We start from the raw sequence: 25,843 nt of genomic DNA on the forward strand, positions 1-25,843 counted from the left end.
ACCGTGAAACTCGCCTGCAGGGACGTTGGCTGGCTGGACGAGAGGGAATCCGCAATGAGCGCTATCCCAGCTTCCCGATTGGTCAAGGCAACCAGCCGCGGGTCCGCAAGCGCGCTACCTCGGAGAGTCAATCACGCTGTCTGGTTTGGGAAGAGCCGTATCGGCGAAACCGCGGAGAGGTTGGGGGTAATTGACCCGGCGCACTCCCACATCAGTGAATCGTTCCCCGCTTCAATCGGAACGCAGTCCTTCTCCGCGTTTGTGTCCACGAGCACGACATAGGCACCGGTCGGGGGGAAGCCGCACGGGATATGGTGGTTCGCGGCAATCAGGAAACCGAGCGGTCCGCTTGAGTCCGCGAGGTCCCCCTGGCACCCGCCGGTGGATGCGCCGCTGAGATCCAGGCTGAATGCAAGAACCGCGTACTCCCTCGTGCAGTCCCGCGCGACGCCCGCAGCCCCCGCACAAGAAAGCCAGACAGTGGCGGTGCTATCCGGGGCGATGCAGGGGTTCTCGGCGAATTGGTAGTACATCCCGCCCTGCGTCTGCGCAAGACTTGGCACAGCGCTGCCGGACGTGAACAAGTTCGGGTAATTCGTGCCGCCAAATCCGCCCCGCCGGAAGTCCACGGCGGCCTCGGCGCAACCGCCTCCCTGGAACTGCCAGGCGGGCGGTAGGAAGCCCGAGCAGCCCTGCACCGTGAGCTGAACATCGGCACCGCGGACATACTTTACACCCTTCACGGTCACGACCAACTGCACCGTGGCGGCGGTGGAGTTTCGGGCGGTGTCCCCCTGGCCCGTTCCCACTTGCCAGTACATCCTCGCGGTCGCTCCCGCGTTCTGCCCGGCCATCGCGTCTCGGACACCAAGTACCAGAACGAGCGCCGCTGCGGCCGTGGCGAACACTCTGGCTTTCATGATACTCCTTCCGTTTCCCATGCGGAAAAGCAAGAAGCGGCGACCCGATGGCTCCGCTGAGCCCGCAGTTCGCCGCCACGCTGCATTCCAGAGGCGCACACGCTGCCCCCTCAATCAACCCGCTGCTCGATATCTCGCGGGTCTCCCGAGAGAGTACCCCCCCCCAGTAATGAGTGGGCAGGCGCAAATACAGGGGCTCCGCCCCCACGAAGTCCAGCCTAGCTTGGGCCAGACCTGCCCGGCGGCAGGCTGCCCGAACCTCGAGCGAAGGTCGCGCCCGGCAGCTCTGCTGGCCAGAGACCCGCTGAGTTCCTGGTACTTCAAACCATCGCATGAGTGGCCACGCGCTCCGAAAGCTCCCCCGCCACCCGCCCCGCACCCCTCAGGCGTTTCGTGTACACTCCCCGCCATGTCCCTGACCGAGACCTTCCTCAACCTCACCCCCGAAGGCATCCTCGACGCCGTGGAAGTCTACGGCCGCCGGGCCACCGGCCGGGTGGTGGCCCTCAACAGCATGGAAAACCGGGTCTACGACGTGGAGCTGGAGGACGGCGAGCGCGTGGTGGCCAAGTTCTACCGGCCGGGCCGCTGGACGGCCGAGGCCATCCTGGACGAGCACGCCTTCCTGGCCGACCTGGCCGCCGAGGGCGTGCCCACGCCCGCCCCCCTGCCGCTGGCCGACGGGCGCACGCTGGGAGAGCGCGACGGCATCCTGTTCGCCCTGTGGCCGAGGGTGCGGGGACGGATGGTGGAGGAGCCCAGCGAGGCCGACCTCCGCAGCCTGGGCGCGCTGCTGGCCCAGCTGCACAACGTGGGCGCCCGCCGCGGAGCGCCCCACCGCATGCGCGTGAACCCCGACACCTACGGGCGGCAGAACCTGACGTTCCTGGAGGCCAACAAGCTGGTGCCGGAGAGTGCCTGGCCCCGCTACCGCGACACCGCCAACCGCATCCTCGACGCCATCCAGCCGCTGTTCGAGGGGATTGCAGAGCAGCGCATCCACGGGGATTGCCACCGCGGCAACCTCCTGTGGGACGGGCGCGACTTCTTCTTCGTGGACTTCGACGACATGCTCAACGGTCCGCCGGTGCAGGACGTATGGCTGCTGGCGCCGGGGCGCGACGCGGAGGGGCTGGCGCAGCGCAAGGCGCTGCTGGAAGGCTACGAGGCGCTGCGGGAGTTCGACCGCGACACGCTCGTGCTCGCGGAACCGCTGCGCGCGCTGCGCATCATCCACTACAGCGCCTGGATCGCGCGCCGCTGGGAGGACGCCGCCTTCAAGCGGGTGTTCCCGCACTTCGGCACGGTCAGGTACTGGCAGCAGGAGACGCAGGATCTGATGGAGCAGTTGAGTGTGATCCTGGGGCTGGAGTAGCGGGGGAAGTCTCGAAGTGCCGCGGCGTGCGAGGATGCTGCCGCGCGCCGACCTGCGCCGGACTCGCGGCGGCCGGCTACCCTTCCGAACCCAGTCGCTCCCACTCCGAGAAAAGCCGCGCCAGCTCGGTGTCCTGCTCTCCGGCGACCGCCTGCAGCTGCGCCAGCTTGGCCCAGTTCATGGCGTTTGCGGGGTCGGCCATCTCCTCGGTCAGCGCGGCGCGGCGGCGCTCCAACTGGGCGATCTTCTCCTCCAGCTTCTCGAGGTCCCGCTTGTGCTGCCGCTCCAGGGCCGCGGCGCGACGGCGCTCGGCGCCCGGCGCCTGGTCGCGGGAAGTATCCGCGGCGGCCCGGCGTGCCGCCCGCTCGGACGCGGCGGCCGTCGCCTTCTCCGCCTCCGCCCGGCGCGCCTCGCGCTTCTCCCGCCACTCCGAGTAGGCGCCGTCGAACACTTCCACGCGCCCGTCCCCCACCACCCACAGCGTGTCGGCCACCTGGTCCAGCAGGTACCGGTCGTGGCTGGCCAGCAGCAGCGTGCCGCTGAAGCGGGCGAGCGCGCGGGCGAGGGACTCCTGGGGGCCGAGGTCCAGGTGGTTGGTGGGCTCGTCCAGCATCAGCACGTTGGCGCCGGTCAGGATCAGGCGGGCCAGCGCCAGGCGGCTCTTCTCCCCGCCCGAGAGCGTGGAGACCGGGCGGAAGACCTCGTCGCCGCGAAAGTCGAACCGGCCCAGGAAGGTGCGCATGGTCTCCTGGCTCTCCAGCGGCAGCACGCTCCACACCTCGTCCAGCACGCTGTTGTGCGAGGAGAGCTGCTCGTGCCGCTGGTCGTAGTAGCCGGGCTTCACGCGGCTGCCCAGCACGATCTCCCCCGCCTCCGGCGGCTCGCTGCGCGCCAGCGTGCGAAGCAAGGTGGACTTGCCCGAGCCGTTGGGCCCCACGATGCCGATCTTGCGCCCCCGCGTCACGCGCAGGTCCACGCGGTCCAGGACCACGTTGTCGTCGAAGCGCCGGGTGAGGCCGCGCACCACCAGCACCTGCTCGCCTGTCCCGGAGGCCTCGAAGAAGCGCAGGTCGGCGGCATCCTTCTCCGTTTCCGGGCGCACCAGCGCCTGGCGGCGCGCCAGCTGCTTGCGGCGGGACTGGGCCTGCTTGGTCTTCTGCCCGTAGATGTTCCTACGGATGAAGTCCTCGATTCGCTCCCGGTCCCGCTTCTCGAGCGTGTAGGCCCGCGCCGCCTGCTGCTGCGCCACGGCCTTCTGCTCGCGGTACTCGGTGTAGTCGCCCTGCCAGAACGTGACGCCGCCGGACTCCACCTCCGCCACGCGGTCCACCAGCGCGTCCAGGAAGGCGCGGTCGTGCGCGATCAGCACGATGGCCCCGTCGAACTGCTGCAGGCGCTCCTCCAGCCACTCGGTGGTCTCGAGGTCCAGGTGGTTGGTGGGCTCGTCCAACAGCAGCAGCTCGGGATCCCCCAGCCACAGACGCGCCAGCCGCAGGCGCGTCCGCTGCCCGCCGGAGAGCGCCCCCACGGGAAGCGTCCAGCTCGACTCGGGCAGGCCGATCTCGGCCAGCGCGCGCTCCACCCGCGACTCGATGGTGTAGCCGCCCTCGTGGCGGTAGCGCTCCTCCACGTGGCCGAGGCGCTCCAGGACCTCGTGGGCGTCGTCCCCGTCGGGGGTGAGCGTGGTCAGGAGACGGTGCAGCTCCTCGCGCTCCGCCTCCAGTTCGGCCAGCGACTCCAGCCCGGCGGCCACCGCCTCTCGCGCGCTCAGGCCGGGATCCAGGTCCTGGTCCATCTGGTGGTGCACCGCCACGCGCAGTCCCGGGCGGCGCCACACGGTGCCCTCGGAGGGCTGCAGCTCGCCGGCCAGGATGCGCAGCAGCGTGGTCTTGCCCGCGCCGTTGCGGCCGACCAGCGCCCAGCGGGTGCCGGGGCCGATCTGCCACTGCACGTCCTGCAGCACGTAGGTGCCGGAGTAGTGATGCGCGATGGACTGGGCGCGGAGCAGGGACATGGGTCGGGGCCTTCACGCGCGGAGCGCCCGGTGGTCCCGGGCGCTCCGGCAGCTACGGTTGTGCACTTCGGACAGGGTTACCAGGGATGCCCGGCTCTCAGGTCAGGCATTCATGCCTGACCTACCTAAGTTGCTCCGCGAGCCAGCCCCTCACCAGCGCCGGCAGCGTGGGCTCGGCCCGGAACATGTCGGTGCCGTGCCCGGCCGCCTGGAAGACCTTCACCGCGTTGCGCCCGCGGGCCAGCGAGCCCAGCCGCTTCACCGCGGCAGCGGAGGCCTCGTCGTCGGCGCTGGCCAGCAGAAAGATCGGGCGCGTGCCGTACTTCTCCATGGCCCGCTCGGTGCGCAGGCCGTGGTAGTCGAGCCCCGGCGAGAGCAGCACCACGGTGCGCACCCGCGGGTCGTTGGACGCCGCGATCAGCGCGCTGTTGGCGCCGATGCTGGCACCCACCACGCCCACGCAGGCGGTGTCCACCTCGGGCCGCGCGCGCATCCACGCCAGCGCCGCCGCGGCGTCGTCGGTGAGCTGCCGCCACTCGCGGGTGGTGAAGTCGGTGAAGTCGAGCCGCCGGCTGCCCTGCTTGCGGCTCTCGCCGTGGCCGCGGAAGTCCACCGCCAGCACCCGGAAGCCCGCGGTCGAAAGCTCGGCGGCCACCGGCTGCCAGTCGGCGCGCCGGCCGCCCACCATGTGCAGCAGCAGCACCGCCGGACCGCGGCCCTCGCCGGCCCACCAGGTGCCCGCGAGTTCCACGCCGTCGGGCGTGGCCAGGGTGACCGCCTGACCCGGCATCTTAGCGTCCGCCTCCCGCGCAGGCGCGCCCGCCGCGCAGGCCGGGCCCACCGCGAAAGCCAGTGCCACCGCGAAAGTCAGTCCCACCACGGTCATACAGAGAAAACCGCCGAGTCTCGTGAGCATGTCGTGCACCTCCACTCCTTGGACGCGCCGGGGCCCCGCGGCGTTGGCAGGACCGGCAAGTCACGGCGTCTCGCCGGGTTGCGCGGCGCGCAGCCGGGCCTTGAGCGCGGCCAGCTGCTTCAGGCGCTCGGCGATCCGCGCCTCCACCCCCTGGTCGGTGGGCTCGTACAACCTGATGTTCGCCAGCGCCTCCGGCAGGTAGCTCTGCGCGTTCACGTGCCCGGGGAACTCGTGCGAGTACTCGTAGTCGCGCCCGTAGCCCAGGTCCTTCATCAGCCGCGTGGGCGCGTTGCGGATGTGGTGCGGAACCGGTTCCCCCGGCAGCTCCCGCACCGCCTTCTCCGCGCGCTGCCACGCCTGGTACACGGCGTTGCTCTTGGGTGCGACGGCCAGGTACAGGCACGCCTCGGCCAGCGCCAGTTCGCCCTCCGGCGAGCCCAGGAAATGATACGACTCCATGGCGTGGAGCGCCACGGCCAGCGCGTTGGGGTCGGCCAGGCCCACGTCCTCGGAGGCGAATCGCACCAGGCGGCGGGCCACGTACAGCGGCTCCTCGCCGCTCACCAGCATGCGCGTCATCCAGTACAGCGCGGCGTCCGGGTCACTGCCCCGCAGGCTCTTGTGGAGCGCGGAAATGAGGTTGTAGTGCTCCTCGCCGGCCTTGTCGTAGAGCAGGGACTTCTGCTGCAGCGCGCGCTCGGCCAGCTCCAGGTCCACGCTGCCGCAGTGACCCGCCAGGCGGGCGGCGATCTCCAGCGCGTTGAGCGCCCGCCGCGCGTCGCCGTCAGCCACCCGGGCGAAGTGGCGCAGCGCCTCCGGCGAGGCCTTCAGCTCCATGCGTGCCAGCCCGCGCTCCGCGTCGGCCAGGGCCCGCCCCAGGATGGCGACGATGTTCTCTTCCGAGAGCCGCTCCAGCACGTACACCCGCGCCCGGCTCAGGAGCGCCGAGTTGACCTCGAAGGAGGGGTTCTCGGTGGTGGCGCCCATGAGCACCACCGTGCCGTTCTCCACCCACGGCAGGAACGCATCCTGCTGGGCCTTGTTGAAGCGGTGGATCTCGTCCACGAACAGCACCGTGGGGCGCCCGCTCGCGCGCATGCGCTCCGCGGCGGCCTTCACCACGGCACGTATCTCGGCCACCCCGGAGGTCACCGCGCTGTAGGCCTCGAAGCGACTGCGGGTGCGCTCGGCCAGGATGCGCGCCAGGGTGGTCTTGCCGGTGCCCGGGGGGCCCCAGAAGATCATGTTGTGCGGCTGGTCCTGCAGCAGCGCCTCGCGCAGCGGGGCCCCGGGGCCCAGCACCGATTCCTGCCCCACGAACTCGTCCAGGGTGCGCGGGCGCATGCGGTCGGCCAGCGGCGCGTGCTCCGACGCGCCCGGCCGGCCGCGCGCGCCACCCGGCCCGCCCGGCCCGCCGGCCGCCCCTTCCCCGCCGGGACCGCCCTCCACGCCGGGGCCGAACAGAGGCTCCTGCCCGCTCATCCGGCCTCCCCCTCGAAGCACAGCCGGCACTCGCGCGAGCGCGGGCCGTCGAACTCGCAGAAGAAGACCGCCTGCCAGGGCCCTAAGTCCAGCGTGCCGTCCCGCACCGGCACCCGCGCCGAGGCTCCCACCAGGGTGGACAGGATGTGGGCGTCGGAATTGCCCTCGGCGTGCCGGTACCCGCCTTGGTGCGGGACGAGGCGCGCGAATGTGCGCAGCATGTCGTCGGCCACGTCCGGATCGTACCCCTCGTTGATGGTGATCCCGGCGGTGGTGTGCGGGCAGAATACCGTGAGCACGCCGTCGCGCAGGCGCCGCTCCCCCGCCCAGGCGCGCAGCCGCCCGGTGAGGTCCACCATCTGGGTGTGAGCGGAGGTTTCCACCCCCAGCGTGTCGAAGATCATGGCCTTGCCTCCAGCCGGGTGACGGCGCGCCTTGCCGTGCGCGGGAAGGTCCCGCGCGCCCTGCGTCCACCGCGTCAGGCGCGCGCCACCCCCACGCACCGCACCTTCTCCGCCCCCGCGGACTTCAGCGCTTCCACCGCGGCCGAAAGCGTGGCCCCGGTGGTGACCACGTCGTCCACCAGCGCCACCCGCCGGCCGCGCAGCAGCTCCGGCCTGCGGGCCTCGAAGGCCCCGGCGAGGTTCCGGCGCCGCTCCAGCGGATCGAGGCGTGTCTGCGTGGGCGTGCGCCGCGCGCGCGCCAGGGCGTCTTCGATGCAGGGGAGTCCGGCCTCGCGCGCCGCAAGCCGGGCCAGGAGCGCGGCCTGGTTGTACCCACGCCGGGCCTCGGCGGCCGGGTGCAGCGGCACCGGCAGCACCAGGTCCACGGCGAGGCCGCCCGTCAGCAGCTGCCCCAGCGCCGGGCCCCAGGTCTCCGCCAGCCGGGTCACGCCCCGGTACTTGAACTGGTGGATGAGCGCGGGCATGGGCGCGCGCATCCAGAACAGGCAGCGGGCCCGGAAGTCCTCGTGCGCGGCGCGCGCACAGGCGGCCTGCAGCAGGTGTCGGGGGCGGCCCTCCTGCGCCCCGCCGCAGCGCAGGCAGAAGCGGGCGCCGTCGTCGGCCAGCGCGGCCAGGCACGCGGGGCACACCGCCCCGGGGTGATCCGATTCGGCGGCGCAGCCCGCGCAGACCGGCGGGCTCAGCGCCTCAGCGGCGAGCGCGCCGAGTTCCGCCCACAGGCTTCGCCATGCGGCGGAGGCGGCGAGGCGCGCGCGCCGATTTCGCACCGCTCCGGGCGGGGCCGCCCGGCGGAGACTTTCCGGCCGTTCCCGCTCCCGCCCCGGACTCGACCATCTCACGATCCCACCCCCCCGCCCACAGCATCCACTCCAGGGGATCCTTCCCGGTCCAGATCCTGAACGAGCGCGCCGCCTGGCAGATCAGCATCCCCAGCCCGGAGAACGCCGTGATGCCCCGGGCCCGCAGCGCCGTGCGCCACGGGGTCGGCGCGCCATACACGAAGTCCACCGCCACCGCGTCCGCGCGCAGCCACGCGGGCGGGCACGGCATGCCGCGCCCGGAGCCGGAGCCCAGGGTGGTGGCATTCAGCACCGTGCGCGCCGAGCGCAGCGCGCGCGCCGCGGCTTCCGAGCCGCGCGCCAGGATCTCCAGCGAGCTCCCCGCACCCACGTCGTCCGCATGCGCCAGCGCGCGCGCCACCCCGTGCGGGTCGCGAGTAATCAGCCTCAGGCGCAGCCCGCCCCGGCGCAGCAGCGCCACCGCCGCACTCCGCGCGCTGCCGCCACCGCCCAGGAGCGCCAGCGGCCCGCACGCCGGGTCGTGGGCGGCGCGCGCGAGCGCGTCCAGGAGGCCCTCGCCGTCGGTGGTGTGCCCGGTCCACCCGGAGCCGGCGCGCACCAGCGTGTTCACCGACCGCGCGGCCCGCGCGGCCGGGCTCAGCCGGTCGCACCCGCGAAAGGCGGCTTCCTTGTGCGGCACGGTGACGTTGGCGCCGCTCATCCCCAGCGTCTCCAGCGCCGCGATCAGCCCGTCCCCGCGCTCCGGCCGCACGCGCAACGGCACGTACACCGCGGGGATCCCCAGCGCGGTGAACGCGGCGTTGTGCAGCCGCGGCGAGAGCGTGTCCCGCAGCGGCCAGCCGGCCACCCCGTAGAGCGCCGTGCTGGCGTCAACGGCGGGCATCGGCGGCCCCCGTCACGCGCGCGGGCCCGCGGCCCAGCCACGCGAACATGGCCAGCCCCAGCACGAACAGACCCACGCTGATGGCCTGGCTCACGGTCAGCCCGTGGCCCAGGAACGCCGACGGCTCGTAGTAGCGCGTGACGTCCACCAGGTAGCGCGCCACCGCGTCCAGCATCACGAACAGCCACCACAACTGCCCCGGCCGGCGCAGCAGCGGCCGGGCCGCGAACAGCGCGCCGATCACCGCCAGCTCCCCCAGCACCGCGTACACCTGGGAGGGATGCACCGGGTAGCCCGGGAACTGCAACGCCGCGTACGAGTGCACCGGGAAGTGAACGCCCCACGGCAGCGTGGTGGGCACGCCGAAGCAGCACCCGTTGAGGAAGCAGCCCGCGCGCCCCACGGCCGTTCCCACGGCCAGCGCGGGGGCCACCGCGTCGCCCACCTCCCACACCGGGAGCCGCGCCCGGCGGCAGTAGAGGATCGCCGCGGGGATGGCGGCCAGGATGCCGCCGTAGAGCGTCAGCCCGCCTTCCCAGATGCGCAGCGCGCCCCACGGGTCGGCGGCGTACTCGCCCCAGTGCGTGGCGACGAAGAACACGCGCGCGCCGGCCACGGACACCACCAGCACCACCAGGCAGAAGGTGGCCACGTTGTTCTCGTCCCAGCCGCGCCGGGCCGACACGCGCCACAGCAGGCCCGAGCCCAGCCAGAAGGCCAGGGCGAGCATGATGCCGTAGCTGTGCAGGTGCAGGGGGCCCAGGGGGGGAAGATCGGGGAACATGAGATCGAAACTCCCGGGTCAGAACTCGCGTTCGCGCGCGGCCGCTCCCAGGAGCAGCCCCACTTCGGAGAGCGTGATCACCAGGCTGGACCCGCCGTAGGACATCAGCGGCAGCGGCAGGCCCGTGACCGGCGCCAGCCCCAGCGTCATCCACACGTTGATCAGGACGTGATACGAGAGCGCGCCCACGATTCCCACGCACATCAGTCCGGCGAACCGGTTGCGCGAGCGCGCCGCGATCTTGAGCCCCCGCAGGAGCCAGACGCAGTATAGCAGAAGCACCGCCGTCCCCCCCCAGAAGCCCAGCTCCTCGCCCACCACCGAGTAGATGAAGTCGGTGTGCTGCATGGGAAGGAACGCCAGCCGCTTCTGCGTGCCGTTCAGGAAGCCGCGGCCCAGAGGCCCGCCGGAGCCGATCGCGATCTTCGACTGCATCAGCTGCCAGCCCGTGCCGGTGGGGTCGTGGCCGGGGTTGATGAAGTTGACCACCCGCTCCTTCTGGTAGTCCTCCAGGTGGGTCCACGCGCGCGGTCCCACCACCGCCACGGCCAGGTACAGCAGCACCACGGTGGCCGCCAGGCTGGCGCGCGGCCGGGTGGCGTAGAGCACCACCAGCAGGCAGGCGCCCAGGAAGGTCCCCCACGCCGCGGAGTACGCGAAGAACATCCCCAGCAGCGGCAGGGCCAGGAACAGGAAGTAGGCGGGCGGCAGCCCGGCCCAGAACAGCATCGCCGCGGTGAGCGCGGGAAACGACAGCGCGGTGCCCAGGTCGGGCTCCTTGAGCACCAGCACCGCCGGCAGGCCCGCGAGCGCGGCCACCGCGGCGAGCGTGCGCACGCGCGTCACGTCGCGGGTGCGGTCGGCCAGGTAGCGCGCCAGCAGCAGCGCGGTGGTGATCTTGGCCAGCTCGCTGGGCTGGAACTTGAACGGGCCCACTCCCAGCCAGCGCTGCGCGCCCATGCCCACGTGTCCCACCACCAGCGTGGCCGCCAGCAGCACGATCGAAACCGTGTAGAGCACCGGGGCGAAAGCCTCGTAGATGCGCGTGGGCACACGCGCCGCCCCGAACATCGCGGCCAGCGCGACCAGCGCGAAGACCCCCTGCTTCAGGTACAGCCCGCGGTGCACCTCGACGCCGGTGGTGGCGCTGAAGACCATCAGCAGTCCTCCGGCCAGCAGCGCCAGCGTGGCGGCGAAGAGCGGCGGGTCGGCCGTTATGAGGCGCGGGCGCTCAGTCCGAGGCACTGGTGTCCTCCACGGCCGCCGCGGCCGGGGCCGGGCGCGCCGTCCCGGACGAATCGCGCGCCGCCCCCTCGCGCGGCAGCAGCGTCTGCGGCGCGAACATCGCCGCCAGGATCCGCTGCGCCACCGGCGCGGCGGCGCTGGCCCCGTGCCCCCCGTTCTCGATCACCACGCCGATGGCGATGCGCGGCGCATCCGCGGGCGCGTAGGCCATGAACACCGCGTGGTCCTCGCCGTGCGGGTTCTGCGCGGTGCCGGTCTTGCCGGCCACCCGCACGCCGGGCACCCGGGCCCGTCCCCCGGTGCCGGAGGGATTCTCCACCGCCGCCTCCATGGCGTCGCGCAGCTGCTGCACGCCGGCGGCGTCCAGCCCCAGCACGCCGTCGCGGGTCTCGGCGTGGTGGCGCATCCACACGCGACCGTCCATGTCGCGCACCGTCTCCACCAGGTAGGGGCGCGCGCGCCGGCCGCCGGTGCCCACCTGCGCGGCCAGCATGGCGATCTGCAGCGGCGTGAGCAGCAACTCGCCCTGGCCGATGGACAGGTTCACCGCCACGCCCTTGCCGGGCCTGCGGTTCGACCCGTGCGCCCGGGCGCGCTTGAGGTACCAGCTCTCCGTGGGCACCAGCCCCTTCTGCTCCGAGGGCAGGTCCACGCCGGTCTTGACTCCCAGGCCGAGCTCCTGCGCCTGCCGCATCAGGCGCTCCACCCCCAGCCGCAACCCCACCTGGTAGAAGTACACGTCGCAGGAGCGTTCGATGGCGTCATGGAGGCCCAGCGAACCGTGGCCCTTGTGCTGCCAGCAGTGGAACACCGCGTTGCCGAGCGAGAACGCGCCTCCGCAGGACTGGAACCGGCTCTCCGGCGTGATCAGCCGCTCTCGCAGGCCCGCGGAGGCGGTCACCAGCTTGAAGGTACTGCCCGGCGGGTAGGCCGACTGCATGGCGCGGTTCAGGAGCGGGAAGGCGGCGCCCTCCGCGATCTCCCGCCAGCGCCGGGCGGTGACGCCGTGGGCGAACTCGTTGGGGTCGAAGGCCGGCCGGCTGGCCATGGCCAGGATCGCCCCGGTGCGCGGGTCGAGCGCCACCACCGCGCCGCGCGGCCACCGGGAGAGCGCCTCCTCGGCGGCCCGCTGCAGGTCCAGGTCCAGGGTCAGCCACAGCGACTTGCCGCGCTCCGGCGCGCGCGCGGGGCGGTCCTTCATCTCCCCCACCACGCGCCCCAGGGCATTCACCTCCACCAGGCTCTCGCCGTCGCGCCCGCGCAGCCAGCTCTCGTACATGTTCTCCAGGCCCGCCTGGCCGTAGAGATCCCCGGGCAGGTAGGCGTCGCCGGTGGCGGCCAGCTCGCGCTCGGTGATCTCGCTGCTGTAGCCCAGCACGTGGGCCGCCAGGGTGTCGCAGGGATAGTGCCGCACCGGCAGCGTCTCGATCTCCACCCCGGGCAGCTCGTCGCGGTGTTCCTCGATGCGGGCCAGGGTGGCCAGGTCGAGATCGGCCGCCACGCGCACCGGGCGCATGGAGCCGCGCGATTGCGTGAGCGCGATACGCTGCAGGGTGGAGTCGGCCAGGTTCAGGAGCGGGGCCAGGCGCAGCAGGGTGAGCCGGAGCAGCGCGGGTCGACGCGCGAACGCCGGGCGGTGCACGTCCACGCTGACCGCGAACAGCGCGTGGCTGTCAGCCAGCAGCCGGCCCTTGCAGTCGAAGATCTCGCCGCGGGGCGCGGGCACCACCTTGAGGCGGATGCTGTTGTTCTCGGCCATGGCCCGGAACTGCCCGAACTGGCCCAGCTGCAGCTGCGCCAGGCGGAGCCACGCCACGCCCACCAGGCCCACCAGCAGCACGCCCAGCACCAGCGCCCGGGGGGTGCGGTCGCCGTGGGAGGACAGCGGGCTGCCCACGTCACTCCTTCCCGCGCACCACGCGCGGGGCGGCCCAGGCCACCAGCGGCACCAGCGCCGCGGTGTAGGCGGCGGTGGCCACGCCGTTCACCACGAAGGACACCCCCACCGCACCCCACTGCCCGCCGGAGAGCAGCACGCGCAGCAGCAGCTCGTGCATCAGGCCCGCGAGGAACAGGATCAGCGCCGCGGCGGCGGGGGTCTCCCATAGCAGGTTTACCCGCAGGTGGCCGAAGAAGTAGCCCACGCTGCCCAGCAGCAGCGCGTGCAGCCCGAGGCGGTCGGGCGTGAGGCCGTCCGTCATCAGGCCCGCGGCGAAGCCGGCCAGGGTGCCGGCCAGGGGGCCCCGGCGGCGCGCCAGCAGCACCACCGCGGCGAGCACCAGGTCGGGCCGTGCGCCGAGGATGCTCATGCGGGAGGCCACGTCGGTCTGCAGCAGGAAACCCACCCCGGCCAGCGCCGCGAACAGCCACAGCGCATGCAGGCCCGCCCACAGCGCGTTCACGGCGTGGGCCCGTCCGCGCGCACCGAGCCCGCCAGCGAGTCGGCCGGCGGTTTCGGCTGCGCCCACAGGTAGCCCCAGCCCCGCGAGCTGTCCGGCGCGACCAGCACGAAGACATCCTCGAGATGCTCGGGCGGGGCCGCGGGCTCGATGTCAATCCGGCGCAGCAGCCCCCCCTGCTCCAGGCCCAGCGCGCGCACCCGGCCCACCCGCAGTCCCTCGGGGAACCCGCCGCCCAGGCCCGAGGTGACCACCTCGTCACCCACCCTGACGTCCGCCGAGGAAGGCACGAAGCGCAACCGCAGGCCCTCCAGCGGGTCGCCCTCCACCACTCCCTCCACGCGCGAGCGCTCCACGCGCGCGCTCACCGCGCTGGCCCGGTGGGTGAGCAGGCGCACGCGCGCCAGGTGCGCCTCCAGCGCGTCCACCCGTCCCACCAGCCCCCCGCGGTTCAGGACCGCGCTGCCCATGCGCACGCCGTCCTGGTTCCCGCGGTTGATCAGCACGCGGGTGCCCAGCCGGTCGCCCAGCTTGGCCAGCACCCATGCCGGCAGCAGGTGCAGGGTGTCGCGGCGGGCGAAGCCGGCCTGCTCGCGCAGCAGGAGATTCTCCTCGCGCAGCTCCTGCAGCAGCCGTCGGGCGCGGCGCAACTCCTGGGAATCGGTGGCCAGCTGCCCGCGCTCCACCAGGAGCGAGCTCAGCTGCTGCGTCGTGGTGGACACGAGTCGGAACGGCAGGTACAGCGCTGCCGCGGCCCGCGAGACCCACATGGTGGGAGCCTCCGGGCGGATCAGGAACAGGCCCAGCGCCAGCAGCGCCAGCGGCACGTACACCACCAGCGCGACGCGGTCCATGGAGTGTCGGGGTTCGGGCATAAGCGGGTCGCTGTCGACGAGATCTACGGGGAGAGTGCGGCGGCGGCCGCGGGACGTCGGCCGTCGCGGGACGGGACGGAGCGGGGCTAGTCCTTCCCGCTCTTCATGATGACCTTTTCATACTGCTCGAGGTTGTCCAGCACCTTGCCGGTCCCCAGCACCACGCAGGTGAGCGGATCGTCCGCGACGTAGATGGGCAGGTTGGTGGCCTCGCGCATGCGCTTGTCCAGCCCGCGCAGCATGGCCCCCCCACCGCTCATCACGATGCCTCGGTCCACGATGTCGGCGGACAGCTCGGGCGGGGTCTTCTCCAGCGACTGGCGCAGGGCGGCCTCGATCTGCGCGATGGGCTCCTCGAGCGCCTCGCGCACCTCCTCGCTGGTGATCTTGACCGTCTTGGGGATCCCGCCGATGAGATCACGACCCTTGACCTCCATCTCCAGCTCCTCCTCCAGCTCGAAGGCGGAGCCGATGCGGATCTTGATCTGCTCGGCGGTCTGGTCCCCGATCAGCAGGTTGTGGACCTTCTTGGCGTACTGGACGATCGCGTCGTCCATCTCGTCGCCGCCCACGCGGATGGAGGTCTCGTTCACGATGCCGTTCAGGGCGATGACCGCGATCTCGGTGGTGCCGCCCCCGATGTCGATCACCATGTTGCCGGTGGGGGTGTCCACGGGCAGCCCCACGCCGATCGCCGCGGCCACCGGCTCGGCCACCAGGAACACCTCGCGCGCGCCCGCGTGCTGCGCGCTGTCGCGCACCGCGCGCTTCTCCACCTCGGTGATGCCGGAAGGGACGCAGATGATGATGCGCGGACGCACCAGGAAGCGGCGGCGCTGCACCTTCTTGATCAGCTCGCGGAGCAGGTCCTCGGTGACCTCGAAGTCGGCGATGACGCCATCCTTGAGCGGGCGGACGGCGGTGATGCCCTCGGGGGTGCGGCCCAGCATGGCCTTGGCCTCCGAGCCCACTGCCAGCACCCTGCCGGTCACCTTGTCCACCGCCACCACCGAGGGCTCGTTCAGGACGATGCCCTTGCCCTTCACGTACACGAGGGTGTTGGCCGTGCCCAGGTCGATGGCCACATCGCTGGAAACCACGCCCATCAGCCGGTCGAAGAACATGTCCGAAGTCCTTGTCGGAAAAGGTGGCTGCAGCCCGGGCCGCGGAACGCGGAGCGGGCCGCTTCCGGCTCTCGGGTTGCCGGGGGGGGTGCCGTGCGCGCCGTCGGACTGTACCACGCCCCACGGGGGGAGACAAGGGCGCCTCCCACGGCGTTAACACTTGTGTTTTCAGGGGGTTAGTGCATTTGGGAGAGTGGCGGAGCCGCGCCCTAGGACGCCTCGGCGTAGCCTTCCATGTGACGCAGCCGCTCGCGCGCAACGTCGCCGGCGTCGCTGTCGGGGAAACGCGCCAGCACCGACTCGTACAGGTCGCGCGCGCGGGCCGTGTCGCCCAGGCGGTCCTGCGCCAGCCGCGCGGCACGGAACAGCGCCGGCACGGCGCGCGAGGCCTGCGGCTCCAGGCGTCCGCAGCGTTCCCACGCCTCGGCGGCCTCGAAGAAGTAGCCGGTGTCCTCGAGCGTGCCGGCCACCGCGCGCTGCAGCGAGGGCGGCAGGCCCTGCAGCGGCAGCAGGTGGCGCATCTCGAGGTAGGCCTCGCGCAGCTGCGGGGCGTCCTTCGCCTCCACCGCCGCGCGCACCGCGTGCGCGTACTCGCGCACGGCCGCGCTCTCCTGGCGCGTGAGCATGTGGGCGCGCGCGAGCTGAAGGCGCGCGCCCAGGTCGGCGGGGACCACCGCCAGGAAGCGCGCGTAGCCCTCGATGGCCTGGTACCACTCGCTCTCGCGGAACCAGCGGTCGGCCATGGTGCGCAGCCGCTCCGCGTGCGCGCCCCGGTGCAGGCCGAAGCCGTAGCCCAGGGCGATGCCCATCGCCAGGCCCGCGATGTGCGCCGCGTAGGCGGTGGTCGCGCGGCGCTGCACCAGGTCGATCATGGCGGACACCAGCTGGATGCCGCTCCAGATCGCCACCGCGGCCAGCGCCGGCAGGAACACCTGCGAGCCGCGCCGCACCCCGCGCAGCAGCAGCATCGCGGGGATGCCCACGCGCACCCGCACATAGTAGAACCGCACCAGGAACAGGCCGGTGATGCCCGAGACCGCGCCCGAGGCGCCCAGCACCCCCACGGCCTGGTACTGGGGCGTGAAGGTGAGCAGGAACCACGCATGCGCCAGCAGGGAGAACGCGCCACACAGCAGGAAGGCCAGCAGGGCGCGCACCGGTCCGGTGCGGTCCTCCACCGGCGCACCGAACAGCCACAGGTAGAGCATGTTGCCGGCGAGGTGCATCCAGCTGGCGTGGAGGAAGTTCGCCATCACGGCGTTGACCAGCGAGGGCTGGCTGGGCACCAGCGCCCACGCGTTGATCAGCACGTAGCCCTTGGGGTCGTAGCGGAAGACCAGGAAGCAGGCGAGGTTGAGAGCGATGAGCAGCAGCGTGACCCACGGCACGCGCTTCAGCCGCACTTCCGTCCCGATGGGCAGGTAGTAGAGGAAGTACATGGGTTCCCTTGACACCTCTCCCATCCCCGGGGACAATCCGGGGGTCATTCTGCTGGTGTGAAAGGCCCGGGGCGTGCCCCGGGTGCAGGTCCTGCGCCGGGCCGTGGGCCCGGATGGGGAACGGCGCGGCGCCCCCCTGGCGCCGGCCCGGCCGGGAGTGGATGCCCGGATGGGGTATCGGCCGGCCCGACCCGCAACTTCTCTTTTTCCGGCAATGTCTTACGGCCCTTCCGTGCGGGGGGGCCGAATTCGCGTGCGCAGGGGGGTCCCGCTCGGCCGGGGCCCGGGGAATCCTGCCAGCCCGCCATCCGACGGAGGAGCCGTGGAAGAAGGTGCCCTGATCCAGAAGGAGTTGAACCCGCTCGCCAACGCCCAGAAGCAATTCGATGAGGCCGCGGCGGCCTTGAAGCTCGAGCCCGGCCTGCTGCACGTGATCAAGAACTTCCGCAAGGCCGTGATCGTGAACCTGCCCATCCACATGGACGACGGCTCGTTCAAGGTCTTCACCGGCTACCGGGTGCAGCATTCCATCGTGCGCGGCCCGGGCAAGGGCGGCATCCGCTTCCACCCCGACGTCACGATCGACGAGGTGCAGGCGCTGGCGGCGTGGATGACCTGGAAGTGCGCGGTGGTGAACATCCCCTTCGGCGGGGCCAAGGGCGGCATCGCCGTGGACCCCTCGAAGCTGTCCGCGGGCGAGCTGGAACGGCTCACCCGGCGCTACACCGCCGACCTGATCGAGGTCTTCGGCCCCGACACCGACGTGCCCGCCCCGGACGTCAACACCAACGAGCAAGTGATGGCCTGGATCATGGACACCTACTCCATGCACGCCCGGCACACCGAAACCGCCGTGGTGACCGGCAAGCCGCTCACGCTGGGCGGCTCGCTGGGACGCCGCGAGGCCACCGGGCGCGGGGTACTGTTCACGGTGCGGCGCGCGGCGCAGCTGCTGGGCCTGAGCCTCGAGGGAGCCCGCGTGGTGGTCCAGGGCTTCGGCAACGTGGGCTCGGTGGCCGCCAGCCTGCTGCACCAGGAGGGTGGCCGGGTGATCGCCGCCAGCGACGTCAAGGGCGCGATCCTCAACGAGCAGGGCCTGGATGTGCCGGCCCTTATCGCGCACACCGCGAAGACCGGCTCGGTGGTGGGCTTCCCGGGCAGCAAGTCCATCGCGCCGGCCGCGCTGCTGGAGCTGGAGTGCGAAGTGCTGGTGCCGGCGGCGCTCGAGAACCAGGTCACCGGCGCCAACGCGGCGCGCATCAAGGCCCGCATCGTGGCCGAGGGCGCCAACGGACCCACCACGCCCGACGCGGACAAGATCCTCAACTCCAAGGGCGTGCTGGTGATCCCCGACATCCTGGCCAATTCGGGCGGAGTCACGGTGTCCTACTTCGAGTGGGCGCAGAACCGGGCGGGCTACTACTGGACCGAGGCGGAGGTGAACGAGCGGCTGGAGCGGATCATGGACCAGGCGTTCGACGACGTGGTGGCGATGCGGGACAAGCACGGGGTGACGATGCGGGTGGCGGCTTACATCCTGGCGATCCAGCGCGTGGTGGACGTGATCAAGTTGCGCGGGGTGTACGCGTAGGGAGGCGTTTCGAGGGCTGTGTCGGCCTGGGAGCCGCTTCGCAAGGCCGCGGGATTCCCGTCTCTCCTCTCCACTGAAAGCCCCGGGGGCGACTGCCCTCGGGGCCTTCTCTAACCCGTCTCCTGCGGAGGCTGACACGCAGAGTTGTGCCGCGAGCACGCACTCCCTCGTGGGGGAAGGCGCAGACGTAGCTCGGTCGGTGACAACATGATTGCAGCCGGGGGGGGCGCTCGAGTTATTCTCTCCCTCGCACCGTCGTTTCTTCCTTGACTGGTCTTCCTTCCCCCACGAGCATTCTCCGCCGGTCCATCCCACGATGTCTCCTGACACAGGCGGGACCGCTTTCCTGGAAGCGAAAGGGCCCTGCGAGAGATCGCGCTCGAGTCGCGGCTTGCCGCGCATGTGGCGCGAGTCTGCGAAGGCCGAAACCGGGCGTGCTGCCTGCGGATCAAGTCGGCGCGAGCGGCGCGACGGTTCCCGGCGCTGCTGGAGGCCCTGGAGGATGGCAGACTTCATCTGAGCGGCCTGGTCCTTCTCGTTCCCTACCTCGAGTCCGGGAATGTGAGGGTATTGATCGAGGAGGCCGCCGGTCGAAGCAAGAAGGAAGTCCAGCGCCTGCTTGGTGCGCGCTTTCCCACGCCGGATTCGCAGGGTTTCCCAGGAGCGTTGCTATCCATGCAGAATCTCGTATCCGTTCCGGAACGGGTGGAACACCAACAACTGATGGATGTCGCACCGGCTCCCGGGCAGGGCGAGGCGCCCGGCGCAGTGCTGGTTGCCGCCTCGGAGATCCCGGCGGTTGCCGCTCCGGATGCCTCGGCGGAGGCCACGGCGCCCTGCGCGGCACGCGCGCGCGCAGGCGGCCGCCGCTCCTCCGGACGAGCCCGGCATCCCGCTCGATTCCCGCGCACGTGCGGCGTGTGGTGTGGGAGCGCGACGGCGGGCGGTGTGCTTTCGTGAGCGCGAAGGGCAGGCGTTGCTCGGCGCGGGAACTCCTGGAGTTTGACCACGCAGAGCCGGCGGCCCGCGGCGGAGAGTCCACGGTCGAGAACGTGAGGCTACGGTGCCGCGCGCACAATCAACTGGAGGCGGAGCGGGTCTTCGGACCCGGATTCATGGAGAGCAGGCGGGTGAGCGCACAGAGCCAGCGTGGTGCGCGCGGGGCGCAGCCGCCCCCCGCAGGCGGTCATGCCCGGGAGGTCAGGCTGGCCCTCCGCCACCCGGGTTGCCGGCGCGAAGAGGCTCGAAACGTGGCGGCATCGGCGGAATCTCTTCCCCCGCGAGATTCGGAATCTGTCCCTCTCGGAGAGCCGGGAGACTCCCCTTGCGGGTAGCCCCTCACTCCTCCACCAGCACCCGGATCAGGCGTTCCTCCCATTCACGGGCATCGCTGTGCGTTTCAGGGAAGCGATTGCGGAGGCTGATCACAACGTAGGCGCGTTCGGAATCGGGCTGGACGATGGCGGCCAGGGCGTCCACGCCGTCCATGCTCCCGGTCTTGGCGCGCAGCCAGCCCGCGGGCAGCGCGCTCCAGGGGTCGGCGGTGAAGCGGCGGATCAGTGTGCCGCGCTGGCCGGGGCGGGCGAGACCGTCCAGCAGCGCCTGCATTCCTTGCTCGCCGTCGCGGGCGCGGGTCCAGGCGTCGGTGAGGACGCGGGCCAGGGCGTCGGCGGTAGCGAGATTGAGCCTCGAGAGGCCGGAGCCGTCCACCAGCCGGACATCCGCAGGAACCCCCAGGCCGATCGCGGCGAGGGCGTTGCCGACGACATCCAGGCCCGACCTTGCGGACGCCGACCGTCGCCGCGCCTCCCCCAGGTCGCGCAGCAGCATCTCCGCGCGCAGGTTCTGGCTGCGGGCGAGCATCGGGTGGTAGACGTTTCGAAGCGGCGGCCAGCGCAGTTCTCCGAACCGCGCGGTGTCGCTCTTGGGGGCATCGCACCCCGGCCGGGCCCCGCCGCGAACTTCCCGGAATGCCACTCCAGCCCTGCCCAGCGCCTCCCGGAAGCGCGCCACCGCGTACGACCCGGGCGAGTGGACGGCCGCCCTCTGGCCTGCCTGCCTTTCCTCGGTGTTGTCGTCCAGCGCCAGTGCGGTGACCGGTGCGGCATACCACTCGTCGAGGTCGTCCCACTGCCACCCGGCGCCGAGCGAATCGGCCCGGTAGAGTGAGTTCTCCACCCTGATCTCGCCCACCAGGGAGTCCACGCCCCAGTCGCGCACCATGCGAGCCAGCGAATCCAGCGCCGACACCCCCGGAGCCGGGTCGGGATCCAGCGAGTCGCCGCGGGCGCGGGAGAACAGGCCGGGAGCCCCCCCACCGAAGAGCGCGAAGATCCCGTCCAGGGATGCGGACCCGGCCCGACGCTGGCAGTCGCACACCCAGCCGGTTGCAAAGGTGGTGTCCTGCGGCAGGACGTGCGCCGCCGTCCACGCCGTGAACAGTTTCGCCGTGGAGGCGGGCAGCAGGCGCAGCGTGGCCTCCGCCTCGAACGCGGCGTCGTCATCCGTTTCGCCCAGCGGGCGGACCACCACCGCCCAGTTCCCTCCACCGGCGGAGCCCGCCTCCCACACCTTGCGCAGTTCCTTGCGCGGGTTGCGTGCGTCTGCGGGGGCGGGCATGAGGACAGCCACGACGGCGGCCACGAGGGCAGCCATCGCAAGGCCGGCCGCAGGTGCCGGTGCGATCCGTGCGCGGGTCATGCGGCGCCTCCAGGGTCCTGACAATCGGGATAGGGGGTGGCGGGTTTCCCCGCCATCCCCCTCCCACACCACCGGACATGCGGGTCCGCATCCGGCGGTTCAGAAGCTTGACGGCGTGCCATAATGGCCCGCCTGGGCACCAGCAATCGAGAAACGTCGTCAGGGCTTCCCACGCTGTGCGCGCCTCTCGGGATTCACCCTACCCGCGCGTACGAGCTCTGCTGAGCAGACATCTGGGGCATGGCCCCTTCGTGATCCTCGTTCCTGCCCTCGCTTCCGTTCGGCCCTTCGTGGTCACCCACTACTATGGCCTCGGCTGACTTCTCGCTCCGTGTCGCCACGTCGCCCTTTCAGGCATGAGGCGAGATCTCCCCAGATAAGAGCACTGGCCTTCCCCGCACGACCGCCGGATCTACGCCACCGACCTTTGGTCACGAGAGCTTCGCGGTCACTTGCCCGCTCGCCCTGATCGGCACCGCCTGCTATCCGGTTTCTGTTCGTCGGCCCGCGGTTTCGTTTCCCGCTTCCTTCAGACACTCCCTCACGGTCATGCCCTTGCGGTTCCCTTGGGTCCCTGTGACCAAGTCCCCGGGGGACTTCCACCCCCAAGTCAGTGCCCATGCTGGGCGTACAAGCGAGAGGGAGGGGCGCTCGCCCCTCCCTCTCCTGGCTCCCGACGGACGACCGGCCCGACGGGCTCCGTGGACGTGCCCGGTCCACGAGAACGTCCGAACGAACGCTAGAACAGGTACCGGACGCTGAATGTGTGGTTCTGGCTGAAGTAGTTCCGGACCTGCGTGAACGCGTACCCGATGTCGACGCGGTTGTCGCCCATCGGCCAGGACAGTCCCGCGCCGCCGGTGAACCCGTACAGGTAGCTGTTGTCGCTGGAGCCCGCCGTCTTGGCGTCCGAGTACGTCCAGCCGCCACGCAGGAACAGCGTGTTGCGGTAGGCGTACTCCGCCCCGAAGCGGTACTCGTCCTTGTAGAAGTTGTTGCCCACGAACGCGCCCGACAGGCTCAGCCGCTGCCCCTCGCGCGCGAACACGTTCCCGGTCGCGGCGATCTGCACCTGCGCCGGCATCTCGAAGTCGCCCGAGACGCTGCGGTAGCTGCGGCCCGTCGCGTCCGGCCGGCCGCCGGGCGGGATGAAGAACGTCTCGAGGTCGGGGCCGTCGTAGCGCATCTGGGGGCCCCAGTTCTTGAGCACCGCCGCGAGGCGCACTCCGTGCCAGTTCAGCGCGTACTGGAATCCGAGGTCGAACGCCAGGCCGTTGGCCCGCTCCTGCAGCACCGACTCGTTGATGACCGAGACGGTCCCGCCGAAGCTCACGCGGTCGGTGAAGCGCCGCGCGTACGAGAATCCCAGCACGGTGAACGTGGGCGATGTGACCTGCCCCGTCCCCTCCGGGTTCTCCTCGTTGGTGACGATGATGCCGCCGATGTCCAGCACCTTGGCCGAGATGGCCAGGGTGCCGTTCTCATCGGTCCGGTAGAGCACGGACATGAAGTTCAGCTTCATGTCCGCGATGTACTTCATGTGCGAGACGTACGCCTCGTTGCGCTCCGAGAGCACGATGCCCGCCGGGTTCCAGAACGCCGCCTCGGCGCCCTGGACGTCGGCGATGGCCGCGCCCGCCAGCGCCCAGGTGCGCGTCCCCACCGGGATGCGCAATTCCGGGGCGCCGGCCGTGCCGATGCGGTTCTCACTCCCCGCCCACGCGGTTCCGGCAAGCGCAAGCAGGGCGACCGCCGCGAGAACTCCCTTGCGATTCATGGACTCAGTGCCTCCTGTCGTCCTTGAAGTCCTTGTACGCCGCCCGCGCCTAGAAGAAGTTGATCTTCTCGCGCTCGAGGAAGACGGCCATCCGGCCCACCGTGGTCCCGACCCCGGGCGCGTCGACGTGATAGATGTACACGCCGCTCGCCACCGGGAGCCGGTTCTCGTTCAGCAGGTCCCAGGTCATCTCCGCCTGCGTGATGTCGTCGCGGACCAGCGTGCGGACCAGGTCGCCCGCGAGGTTGAAGATCCGGATCGTGACTTTCTTGTTGGGCAGGTGCGTGAACTTGACCTGCCGGTTGAACTGGTCCCTTTCGTAGGCCGAATGCGTGTAGTACGGGTTCGGCACCACGCGGATCTTGGTCATGTCGTTGTTGACCACCGAGCCCGGGGCGTCGGCCGGTCCCAGGTAGCGGAACCGGAACTCGTCGCGCTCGGTGGGCACCTTGAACACGTCAATGGCGATCACGTCGCCCTGCGCCGGTCCGACCCCCGCCACCTCCGGCTTCATCCAGAACGCGAACATCATGTCGATGTCGCCGTTGTTCAGGACGTCGTTGGTGTACACCGGGTCGGGCGTCTCCTTGTAGCTGGACTTCAGGATGAACAGGTACTGCCGGCCGCCCAGCGGGGCCGCTGCCGGCGGGTCCCAGCGCGGCGGCGAGTAGTTCGAGTAGTCGTCGCCCTCGACCGCGTTCTGCACGAAGGCCACGTTGATCTGTCGCGCCGGCGTCACCGAGACGTCCCAGGCGGTGAACGGCAGGTCGCCGGTGCCCAGGAAGCCGTAGTTCGGGGTGCCGCCACGCAGGTAGCAGTAACCCTTCTGGCCGTGGCCCGGGTCGAACCGGAGCTCCACCGGAACCAGGTCGCTGGAACCCAGGGTGGTCCCGAAGAAGTTCGCGGCGATGTCCAGCGCACCGCCCAGCATCGGACCGCCGTTGCCGGCGTCCACGTACGGGTTGGTGCCGTCGGGCGAGTAGGTCGCGCTCTTGATCGGGTAGGTCGGCGAGGTGACGCGCACCTCGAAGTTGGACAGCGCCCGGTCGTCGTGGAGCGTGCCGACAAAGTCGGACTGGCTGTCCACGACCACCGTGCCGGTGTTGAGGTCCTTGACCCGCCACAGCAGGCCCCCGCTCTCCTCATCGATAAAGAAGCGCACCGCGTACTCGTGGCCGGTGGCGCTGTCGGGGTGGAAGAAGTCCACGTCCACCCGGGCTTCGCATTCGCCCGAGTCGTGATCGGCCACCACGCTCCAGATGCGCGTGTCGGAGGCGGGCACGAACGTCACGGCCTGGTTCGAGGCGTCGTTCTCCAGGGTCTCCGTGATGTAGCCCTGCAACTTGTTCAGCTTCTCGTCCACGTACTTCTTGGCGTAATTCGCCTCGTAGTTGTAGGCGGTGACCGAGAAGTAGTAGGGCTTGTTGTTCACGATCCGCGTGCCGGTGATGCCGTCGGTCGTGGTCGTGTAGTGGAACCGCAGCCCGGTGTTGCTGCCGTTCTGCAGCAACTCGCGCTGCAGGCCGTTGGCGGCGACGTTGAACTGCTCGTTGTAGATGTACTGCACCGTGTCGCCCAGGTCGAAGGTCGCGAGCTTCGTCCACGGACCGGCGGGGGTGGGACCCTGCCACACGTTGAAGCCCTCGAAGTAGTACTCCTTGGTCACGGTCTCGCCGGTGTTCTTGTCGCGGTAGACCTTCTTCTGGTAGTCGCCCACGGAGTTGGGCTTCCAGAAGACGTCAATGGCGTTGGCCAGCGAGCGCACCGCCACGATGGGCGCGGGTGGCGGGCTGGCCAGGTCGAAGTTGGCGTCGAAGGCGAGCTGGGCATCCAGGTCGATCAGCTTCATCACGGTGATGCTCGACTTGTAGCTGCCCCCGCGCCCGATGACCACGCCGCCGACGACCTCCTGCGTGTCGCCCGGGGCCATGTTGAACGGGCCGCTGCTCAACATCAGGCGGCGGTCCGCCGGGTCGCTGTCCAGGAAGCCGGTCCCCGCCACCGGGTCGCCGCTCACGTCGAACTTGGTCGGCAGACCGGTGGTGGGATCGATCAGGTCCAGCCCGTCCCGCGTGAGGCCCTGCATGTAGTTGTAGGTCTGCTGCGGGTTCTGCGGATCGGTGCCGTTGACGTAGTGATTGAAGGAAGTCATCGGCAGCCGGTTCCCGGTGGTCTTGTCCAGCGGGCCCTGGAAGAAGTCGTAGCCCACCGCGGGCGGCCCGACCCCGTAGTTCGCGTCGTTGTTGCTGCCGTTGTAGCAGAACCCGACGGAGAGCGAGGTGTCGCAGCCCACCACGTCGTCGTTGGCGTCACCCAGGTCGGGGTCGGACCACATCGAGACGTAGGCGTCGCGAAGCTGGTTGCCGCCCTTGTTGATGAGCTTCCACTTGATGAAGATCACGTTGTTGAGCGATCCCTTGCGCGAGAACGCGAACACCGTCTGCTGGATCTCCAGGCCCAGCGAGGACGAGTCCCCGATTCCCGCGGTGCCGGCGCGGTTGGTGGCCGACAGGCGCGAGCGGTCGTTGAACACCGACCACAGCGTCTGGTCTCCCAGCACCGCCGGGTTGCCCAGCGAGTCCAGCGGCGCCCCCAGGCTGGAGGGCCAGTTCAGGTAGTCCGGGTTGCTCTCCCGGGTGTCACCCCGGCTGATCTTGTAGGTCTTGAAGGTGGCGTTGTCGGTGGCCGACGTGTCGTTCACCATCGGGCCCGGGCCCCACTGCGTGGAGTACTCGCCCACCTTGATGACCGGCGTCTCGGAGGTGCCGATCTTCGCACCGACCCACAGCCCCGCCGCGTACACGGCGGTCTTGCCGCTGCCCTTGGGCCACTCCAGGCCCGACACGCCGTGGATGAGGTCGTAGGCGTACGAGTTGTGGTTGGTCACGAAGCAGCTGATGCTGTTCGCGTCGATCCGCTGCGTGTTGTCGATGATGGCATGCGCCGGGGCCGAAAGCAGGAAAGCGGCGGCCATCGCCGCGGCCCACCCCGCTCCGAACCTTCCTCGGTTCATGGCTCTCTCCTTCGATGACTGCGACGTCGTGTCGCCCTGCTC

Annotated in this window: 19 protein-coding genes; 2 read left to right on the forward strand and 17 right to left on the reverse strand. The window is 70.9% G+C overall.

Going from position 1 to position 25,843, the window contains the following annotated elements:
* Positions 1-131: 131 nt before the first annotated feature.
* Positions 132-920, reverse strand: coding sequence for a hypothetical protein (locus tag HZB25_10105; GenBank protein MBI5837587.1), 789 nt, complete (start codon positions 918-920; stop codon positions 132-134).
* A 409-nt stretch (positions 921-1,329) separates the two neighbouring features.
* Between HZB25_10105 and HZB25_10110 the strand changes: the two genes are divergently transcribed.
* Positions 1,330-2,295 (forward strand): serine/threonine protein kinase, encoded by a 966-nt coding sequence (locus tag HZB25_10110; protein MBI5837588.1) that lies wholly within the window; start codon positions 1,330-1,332, stop codon positions 2,293-2,295.
* Between the two features lie 76 nt (positions 2,296-2,371).
* Here HZB25_10110 and HZB25_10115 read toward each other — a convergent pair whose 3' ends face one another.
* From HZB25_10115 to HZB25_10175, 13 genes are all read right to left on the reverse strand, one after another.
* Positions 2,372-4,309 (reverse strand): ABC-F family ATP-binding cassette domain-containing protein, encoded by a 1,938-nt coding sequence (locus HZB25_10115; protein ID MBI5837589.1) that lies wholly within the window; start codon positions 4,307-4,309, stop codon positions 2,372-2,374.
* A gap of 121 nt (positions 4,310-4,430) precedes the next feature.
* A complete protein-coding gene (locus tag HZB25_10120; GenBank protein ID MBI5837590.1) occupies positions 4,431-5,225 on the reverse strand; it encodes an alpha/beta fold hydrolase in 795 nt (264 codons plus the stop codon).
* A 60-nt stretch (positions 5,226-5,285) separates the two neighbouring features.
* On the reverse strand, positions 5,286-6,707 hold the full coding sequence (locus HZB25_10125) for a replication-associated recombination protein A (protein MBI5837591.1): 1,422 nt from the start codon (positions 6,705-6,707) through the stop codon (positions 5,286-5,288).
* Positions 6,704-7,111 (reverse strand): YjbQ family protein, encoded by a 408-nt coding sequence (locus tag HZB25_10130; GenBank protein ID MBI5837592.1) that lies wholly within the window; start codon positions 7,109-7,111, stop codon positions 6,704-6,706. Before HZB25_10130 ends, HZB25_10125 begins: the two co-directional genes overlap by 4 nt.
* 74 nt (positions 7,112-7,185) lie before the next feature.
* On the reverse strand, positions 7,186-7,800 hold the full coding sequence (locus HZB25_10135; protein MBI5837593.1) for a ComF family protein: 615 nt from the start codon (positions 7,798-7,800) through the stop codon (positions 7,186-7,188).
* A 58-nt stretch (positions 7,801-7,858) separates the two neighbouring features.
* The gene (locus HZB25_10140) at positions 7,859-8,854 is read right to left on the reverse strand and encodes a shikimate dehydrogenase (GenBank protein MBI5837594.1); all 996 of its coding nucleotides are present in this window, start codon (positions 8,852-8,854) and stop codon (positions 7,859-7,861) included.
* Entirely contained in the window at positions 8,841-9,638 is a 798-nt protein-coding gene (lgt, locus tag HZB25_10145; protein ID MBI5837595.1) for a prolipoprotein diacylglyceryl transferase, read from the reverse strand. The genes HZB25_10140 and lgt overlap by 14 nt, the downstream gene beginning before the upstream one ends.
* An 18-nt stretch (positions 9,639-9,656) precedes the next feature.
* A complete protein-coding gene (rodA, locus tag HZB25_10150; protein MBI5837596.1) occupies positions 9,657-10,883 on the reverse strand; it encodes a rod shape-determining protein RodA in 1,227 nt (408 codons plus the stop codon).
* Complete coding sequence (mrdA, locus tag HZB25_10155) at positions 10,870-12,780, reverse strand: penicillin-binding protein 2 (GenBank protein ID MBI5837597.1); 1,911 nt, start codon at positions 12,778-12,780, stop codon at positions 10,870-10,872. The genes rodA and mrdA overlap by 14 nt, the downstream gene beginning before the upstream one ends.
* 1 nt (position 12,781) lies before the next feature.
* Positions 12,782-13,285: a rod shape-determining protein MreD gene (gene mreD, locus HZB25_10160; GenBank protein MBI5837598.1), complete on the reverse strand. Its 504-nt coding sequence runs from the start codon at positions 13,283-13,285 to the stop codon at positions 12,782-12,784.
* On the reverse strand, positions 13,282-14,136 hold the full coding sequence (gene mreC / locus HZB25_10165; protein ID MBI5837599.1) for a rod shape-determining protein MreC: 855 nt from the start codon (positions 14,134-14,136) through the stop codon (positions 13,282-13,284). The genes mreD and mreC overlap by 4 nt, the downstream gene beginning before the upstream one ends.
* Positions 14,137-14,243: 107 nt before the next feature.
* Complete coding sequence (locus HZB25_10170) at positions 14,244-15,281, reverse strand: rod shape-determining protein (GenBank protein ID MBI5837600.1); 1,038 nt, start codon at positions 15,279-15,281, stop codon at positions 14,244-14,246.
* Between the two features lie 209 nt (positions 15,282-15,490).
* Entirely contained in the window at positions 15,491-16,735 is a 1,245-nt protein-coding gene (locus HZB25_10175; protein ID MBI5837601.1) for a rhomboid family intramembrane serine protease, read from the reverse strand.
* 199 nt (positions 16,736-16,934) lie between these two features.
* On the opposite strand from HZB25_10175, the gene HZB25_10180 reads away from it, so the two are divergent.
* Positions 16,935-18,311 (forward strand): Glu/Leu/Phe/Val dehydrogenase, encoded by a 1,377-nt coding sequence (locus tag HZB25_10180; GenBank protein ID MBI5837602.1) that lies wholly within the window; start codon positions 16,935-16,937, stop codon positions 18,309-18,311.
* 1,338 nt (positions 18,312-19,649) lie between these two features.
* Here HZB25_10180 and HZB25_10185 read toward each other — a convergent pair.
* The 3 genes from HZB25_10185 to HZB25_10195 form a co-directional block, all read right to left on the reverse strand.
* A complete protein-coding gene (locus HZB25_10185; protein MBI5837603.1) occupies positions 19,650-21,011 on the reverse strand; it encodes a D-alanyl-D-alanine carboxypeptidase in 1,362 nt (453 codons plus the stop codon).
* Between the two features lie 739 nt (positions 21,012-21,750).
* Entirely contained in the window at positions 21,751-22,788 is a 1,038-nt protein-coding gene (locus HZB25_10190) for a PorV/PorQ family protein (protein MBI5837604.1), read from the reverse strand.
* A 49-nt stretch (positions 22,789-22,837) separates the two neighbouring features.
* Entirely contained in the window at positions 22,838-25,801 is a 2,964-nt protein-coding gene (locus HZB25_10195) for a hypothetical protein (protein ID MBI5837605.1), read from the reverse strand.
* Positions 25,802-25,843 lie beyond the last annotated feature (42 nt).

The sequence above is a fragment of the Candidatus Eisenbacteria bacterium genome, assembly GCA_016235265.1.
GTDB lineage: Bacteria > Eisenbacteria > RBG-16-71-46 > RBG-16-71-46 > JACRLI01 > JACRLI01.

What these genes read in the sequence shown, in the direction of transcription:
- HZB25_10105 (MBI5837587.1), bottom strand. Translation starts at nt 920, where the DNA reads ATGAAAGCCAGAGTGTTCGCCACGGCCGCAGCGGCGCTCGTTCTGGTA.
- HZB25_10110 (MBI5837588.1), top strand. Translation starts at nt 1,330, where the DNA reads ATGTCCCTGACCGAGACCTTCCTCAACCTCACCCCCGAAGGCATCCTC.
- HZB25_10115 (MBI5837589.1), bottom strand. Translation starts at nt 4,309, where the DNA reads ATGTCCCTGCTCCGCGCCCAGTCCATCGCGCATCACTACTCCGGCACC.
- HZB25_10120 (MBI5837590.1), bottom strand. Translation starts at nt 5,225, where the DNA reads ATGCTCACGAGACTCGGCGGTTTTCTCTGTATGACCGTGGTGGGACTG.
- HZB25_10125 (MBI5837591.1), bottom strand. Translation starts at nt 6,707, where the DNA reads ATGAGCGGGCAGGAGCCTCTGTTCGGCCCCGGCGTGGAGGGCGGTCCC.
- HZB25_10130 (MBI5837592.1), bottom strand. Translation starts at nt 7,111, where the DNA reads ATGATCTTCGACACGCTGGGGGTGGAAACCTCCGCTCACACCCAGATG.
- HZB25_10140 (MBI5837594.1), bottom strand. Translation starts at nt 8,854, where the DNA reads ATGCCCGCCGTTGACGCCAGCACGGCGCTCTACGGGGTGGCCGGCTGG.
- lgt (MBI5837595.1), bottom strand. Translation starts at nt 9,638, where the DNA reads ATGTTCCCCGATCTTCCCCCCCTGGGCCCCCTGCACCTGCACAGCTAC.
- mreC (MBI5837599.1), bottom strand. Translation starts at nt 14,136, where the DNA reads ATGGACCGCGTCGCGCTGGTGGTGTACGTGCCGCTGGCGCTGCTGGCG.
- HZB25_10170 (MBI5837600.1), bottom strand. Translation starts at nt 15,281, where the DNA reads ATGTTCTTCGACCGGCTGATGGGCGTGGTTTCCAGCGATGTGGCCATC.
- HZB25_10180 (MBI5837602.1), top strand. Translation starts at nt 16,935, where the DNA reads ATGTCTTACGGCCCTTCCGTGCGGGGGGGCCGAATTCGCGTGCGCAGG.
- HZB25_10185 (MBI5837603.1), bottom strand. Translation starts at nt 21,011, where the DNA reads ATGACCCGCGCACGGATCGCACCGGCACCTGCGGCCGGCCTTGCGATG.
- HZB25_10190 (MBI5837604.1), bottom strand. Translation starts at nt 22,788, where the DNA reads ATGAATCGCAAGGGAGTTCTCGCGGCGGTCGCCCTGCTTGCGCTTGCC.
- HZB25_10195 (MBI5837605.1), bottom strand. Translation starts at nt 25,801, where the DNA reads ATGAACCGAGGAAGGTTCGGAGCGGGGTGGGCCGCGGCGATGGCCGCC.